The sequence below is a fragment of the Candidatus Cloacimonadota bacterium genome (genome assembly GCA_034661015.1).
Taxonomy (GTDB): domain Bacteria; phylum Cloacimonadota; class Cloacimonadia; order JGIOTU-2; family JGIOTU-2; genus JAYEKN01.
Genome location: JAYEKN010000258.1, coordinates 1 through 4,759, shown reverse-complemented (window position 1 = coordinate 4,759; position 4,759 = coordinate 1). Strand labels below are relative to the sequence as shown.

The following is a 4,759-nucleotide window of genomic DNA, read 5'->3' as shown; positions in this document are numbered from 1 at the left end:
AAAAATGAAAATAATAATATTTTGCCTAATTGGTTTTTTTGTTTTTCAACCGATTTTTGCCCAATCACCCTATAAACTCAGTTGGCAAAAAGATGGAATAATCGGTTGCACCAACCTTGCAGTGGTTCTTACCGCTCCTATGGTAGTTGATAACATTAAGCCCCTGACCGAAAGCAAAATAGCGAACCTATCCAAAAATGATTTAAACTGGTTTGATAGAAGTGCTGTAAATAATTATTCTGAAAATCTGGCAAATGCAAGTGATGTTCTGCTTGCGTCCATAATGCTATCTCCGGCAGGATTCATTTTTTTTGAAGACATGCGAGAAGATTATTTTATACTTGGAACTATGTATATGGAAACTTCTCTTTTGGCAATTTTCATTCCCTCCTATGCAAAAGGTGGTGTAAAAAGAATTCGCCCTTACGTGTATAATCCTGATGTGTCGCTTGAAAAAAAAACAAAAAGCGATGCTCGTGAATCTTTTTTTTCCAGACACACTACGGTTGCGTTCTCATCTGCTGTTTTTTTTTCCAGCGTTTATTCAGCTTATTTCCCAAATTCTGAATATGAAAAATATATCTGGGGCGGTTCTCTTTTGCTTGCAACTACAATCGGATTCCTTCGGTATGAATCGGGAGAGCATTTCCCCACAGATATTATCACAGGGGCAGCAGTTGGTTCTGCCATCGGTTATTTAATTCCGTATTTTCATAAACGGGAAAATCCTGTGAACATAGGATTTCATCCTGCAGGAAATAATTCCGATTACTATTTAACCTTGCATTTTCAATTTTGATAAAAAAATTTTATTCCTGTTCGTGTGAGCAGAAATATTGACAAGAAGACAAACAAACCAAATTTTTCAGATTATGAAATTCATCTTAAAAATCATATATTTCATTTTACTAATTTTAGTATTAAACAATTGTTCTAACAAAAACGATTTTTCTCAGATTGAGGAGATCAAATTTAATGTGGATAAGGATCTGCTCGAACAAACTTTTACTGACACCATTTCCGGCATTTCATTTTGCCCCCCAATTCACTGGAAACCTGTCTCACAGAAAATAATGAGCAGAATTGCCAATGCCCATCTACAAAATGATGATGAAAAAAACGCTCCTGTTCAACTAATTCCCTTGCAAGTTTTTGCTGAAAAAAAAGAGAATGCCAATTGTTTTCTCTCAAAATTAGTTTCCGGAAATCTTTCCGGTTCGGATGAGATAATCAATTCTTTTAAAAAATCTGTTCAAAATAAATTTGCAGATCAAACTATGAAAGAGGGTGCTTTTCTTATTAAAGATATTGTTGCTTATCAATTTATCATCAAACAAGAAAATGCGATTGTTTTGAAATTGTTATTATCTTCCAAATCATTTTCTCCATTAGTGATTGATTATATAATACCTATCAAATTTTATAAAAAAAATTTAAAGGCTGTTGAATCCTCAATAGGTTCAATAAAAAATATACAAACACAAAACAAATAATAAAAAGGAGGACACTTAAGAATGAATAAAAAAATAATCATTACAATACTTACTCTGGCATTACTTTCTCTCTCCCTTGTGGGCTGTATGACCCTAAATCACCAAGTTGGTCAAGGTGCTACAGGTAACGATATCCAAACTGTACGAGCATGGTATGTTCTGTTTGGCCTCATCCCCATCAATGATGTGGACACCCATACAATGGCTGGTGGAGCAGAAAACTATGAAATCATCTCACAAACTACATTTATTGATGCATTGATTTCCAGTTTTACCGGCGCAGTAACGGTATCCTGCCAATCTGTAACTGTAAAGAAATAGTTCACAAAAATTATTTTCAACAGCCTTTTAAATCTTTTTTCTGCTAATTCAAATGTGAAATATATTAAAATGCCGTAATGAATTTTAATAATCAACTGGCGAATAGAGTCCAAGGTGCAACCCGGCAATTATTCCGGCATATTCCGTATTCCTAAAACGGTGGGACGCTTCGGAAAAGCCTATTACAATCAATGAGTGAAAGTGTTGGATATAGCTGGCAAATCGGGGATAAACAATTCCTTCGTGTATCTTTAGATATCGGAATTAAATTTTTTCTCTTAGATTTGAATGTGGCGTATGTGTTTTAAATTCATGAAAAAACAGAGAATATAAACACAGTATTACAATTACTGAGTCCAATTAAAAAAAATCGATTTTTCAGGACACGAAAAAGAAGTTTTTTGCAAAAGGGACAGTTTTTTTAAACAAATTTATAAAATTACTTGATTAAAATTTGCGGGTTGAAGAATTCTATCAAAAAATAATACGAAAAAACATGAATAGAAATATTTATGAAATCGGAGGAAAGATGAAGAAAAAAATTCTCATTAATATAGTGCTTTTTTCACTCTTTGCACTATGCATTTCAACCTCAGTTGCTTTTGCCCAAGAAGGGAAACTTGCAATATGGGGATTCGCCTATATGGATATGGGCAGCAGATCAATGTGCAAATATTTGAAACGTGATTTTCCACGAGTTGCAAAAGATATCTCGGGTATTATTGTGATAAAAGTGAAAACGACCGACAAAGTTGTTGGTAATGTGAAAGCCAGTGAACTTTCTCCTAATATGTCTGTAGAATTTGCCAACGAAGTTGGAGCGGATGTGGCAATCTGGGGCATGGTTTCCGAGATCGATGCTTCGCTCTATAGTCTAACATATTACATGATGAATATCCAAACAGAAAAAGTTGTGGCAGACAATATTCAAATACCAAAAAAGAGATCCGATCGTGAAAAAATAGTTGCAAAATTAATCGAAAATGCTTCTGCAATGATGGGCTCTGCCGCTCAAGAAAAAATGGATATTGCCCTGAATTTTTTTAACTCAAAACAATATGTTGATGCGAAAAATGCCTTTTTGAAAGTGGTTGAATTGAATCCCAAAGATGTTTCCGCCTATAGTTATTTGGGTTGGATATGCGCCGCAGATGGTAATTATGAAGACGGAATAAATTTTTATCAGGAATCTTTGAAACTTGACCCCAATTATATCAGCGCCCTGGAAGGAATTGCTTGGGCATATAAAAATAATGAGCAACCCGAACTCGCTTGTGAAACTTACCATCATCTCGCAGAACAAGATCCGGAAGAGATAAAATATTTGATGTGCGTTGGTGAAATTTGGGAAGATATCGGCAATAGTGATGAAGCATTAGAGACTTATACCGAAATCATTGAAGTAGATGAAGATAATGTAATAGCACATAAATCTATCGGAAGTATTCTTTTTGAAAGAGACGAATATAACGAAGCAATACCTCATTTTGTTTTTGTGATTGATGCAGGTGAAGACGATGGTAACATTGCCAAAAAATTGGCTGTCGCTTATCACAAAACAGATAGAATTGAAGAGTGCATTGAGCAAAATCAAAAACTCATTGCAAAAAATCCGGATATGAAAACTCCCTATATGAACCTTGCTGCCATTTATGTTGAACAGGGCAATTTTGATAAAGCCATTCAATTTTTGCAGACATTTATCGAACTCGATCCCGATTCTAAAAATGGGTATATAAGGATTGCGGATGTTTACCGACAAAACAAAAATTATCCGAAAGCTATCTCAAACGCTCAAAAGGCAGCTGAAATTGCTTCCAATGATGCGGGAGCATTCATGGTTCTTGCCGAGATTGATAACTCACGCGGCTACAATCATTATAACGCATATTTGGATTATGATAAAAAGGCAAAAGCAGCCAACTCCGAGACTTATGATGAGTTCGATAAATTACGTATTGAAAACAAAAAACAAGCAAATGATTTTTTCATTTCAGCAAAAGAATATTATAAAAAAGCTCTTTCGCTTTCTACTGATTTCTTTATGAAGAAAAAGTTGAAAAACAAAATTCCAAGGGTGGACGAATTGATAAAAGCCACCGAACCGGGATTCTTTGATGGATAAAAAACTGACTTTTCAGGAAATCATCTTCCGGCTTCAAACTTTCTGGGATGAACACGATTGCGTCATTCATCAGCCTTATGATCTGGAAATGGGAGCCGGCACTTTCCATCCCGAAACCTTCTTCGGGTCCCTTTCTCAATCTGATCTGAAAATCGCCTACGTTCAGCCGTGTCGCAGACCAAAAGACGGAAGGTACGGTGAAAATCCCAATCGTATGCAACGCTATTATCAATTTCAAGTGATCATCAAACCTTCACCTGATGATATTCAGGAACTCTATCTCAAAAGTCTGAAAGCCATCGGAGTCCCGATAGATAAACACGATGTCCGTTTTGTGGAAGATGACTGGGAATCTCCCACCCTCGGAGCATCCGGTTTGGGTTGGGAGGTTTGGTTGGATGGAATGGAAATTTCTCAATTTACCTATTTCCAACAAGTTGCAGGCGTGGAACTGAAATCAGTTCCGGTAGAATTGACCTATGGTTTGGAACGACTCGCCATGTATATCCAAAAAGTAGAGGATTACAAAGATATTCGTTGGAATGAAAAAATTAGTTACGGACAGATATTTTTCGATAACGAAAAGCAGTTTTCCGATTATAATTTCAATCGTGCAAATATTTCCCTCCTGTTCACCGATTTTGAAGCGTTCGAAAAGGAAGCTCAAAATCTTATTGCGGACGGTTTGATTTACCCGGGATATGACTTGTTGATAAAATGTTCCCACCTCTTCAATCTGCTTGACGCTCGGGGTGCAATTTCTGTAACCGAACGTGCTTTTTATATTAAACGTATTCGAATTTTGGCAAAATTATGTGCC

At 36.0% G+C, this 4,759-nt stretch carries 5 protein-coding genes; all 5 read left to right on the top strand.

Annotated features, from left to right (window positions below; translation table 11 throughout):
• On the top strand, positions 1–799 hold a 799-nt coding region (locus U9P79_09325), incomplete at its 5' end, for a phosphatase PAP2 family protein (GenBank protein MEA2104822.1).
• Positions 800–836: 37 nt separating this feature from the next.
• Positions 837–1,493 (top strand): hypothetical protein, encoded by a 657-nt coding sequence (locus tag U9P79_09320; protein MEA2104821.1) that lies wholly within the window; start codon positions 837–839, stop codon positions 1,491–1,493.
• Positions 1,494–1,580: 87 nt separating this feature from the next.
• A complete protein-coding gene (locus U9P79_09315; GenBank protein ID MEA2104820.1) occupies positions 1,581–1,814 on the top strand; it encodes a hypothetical protein in 234 nt (77 codons plus the stop codon).
• 529 nt (positions 1,815–2,343) lie between these two features.
• Positions 2,344–3,939: a tetratricopeptide repeat protein gene (locus U9P79_09310; protein ID MEA2104819.1), complete on the top strand. Its 1,596-nt coding sequence runs from the start codon at positions 2,344–2,346 to the stop codon at positions 3,937–3,939.
• A gap of 4 nt (positions 3,940–3,943) precedes the next feature.
• A partial coding sequence (locus tag U9P79_09305) for a glycine--tRNA ligase subunit alpha (protein MEA2104818.1) occupies positions 3,944–4,759 on the top strand: 816 nt, incomplete at its 3' end.

What these genes read in the sequence shown, in the direction of transcription:
- U9P79_09315 (MEA2104820.1), top strand. Translation starts at nt 1,581, where the DNA reads ATGACCCTAAATCACCAAGTTGGTCAAGGTGCTACAGGTAACGATATC.
- U9P79_09310 (MEA2104819.1), top strand. Translation starts at nt 2,344, where the DNA reads ATGAAGAAAAAAATTCTCATTAATATAGTGCTTTTTTCACTCTTTGCA.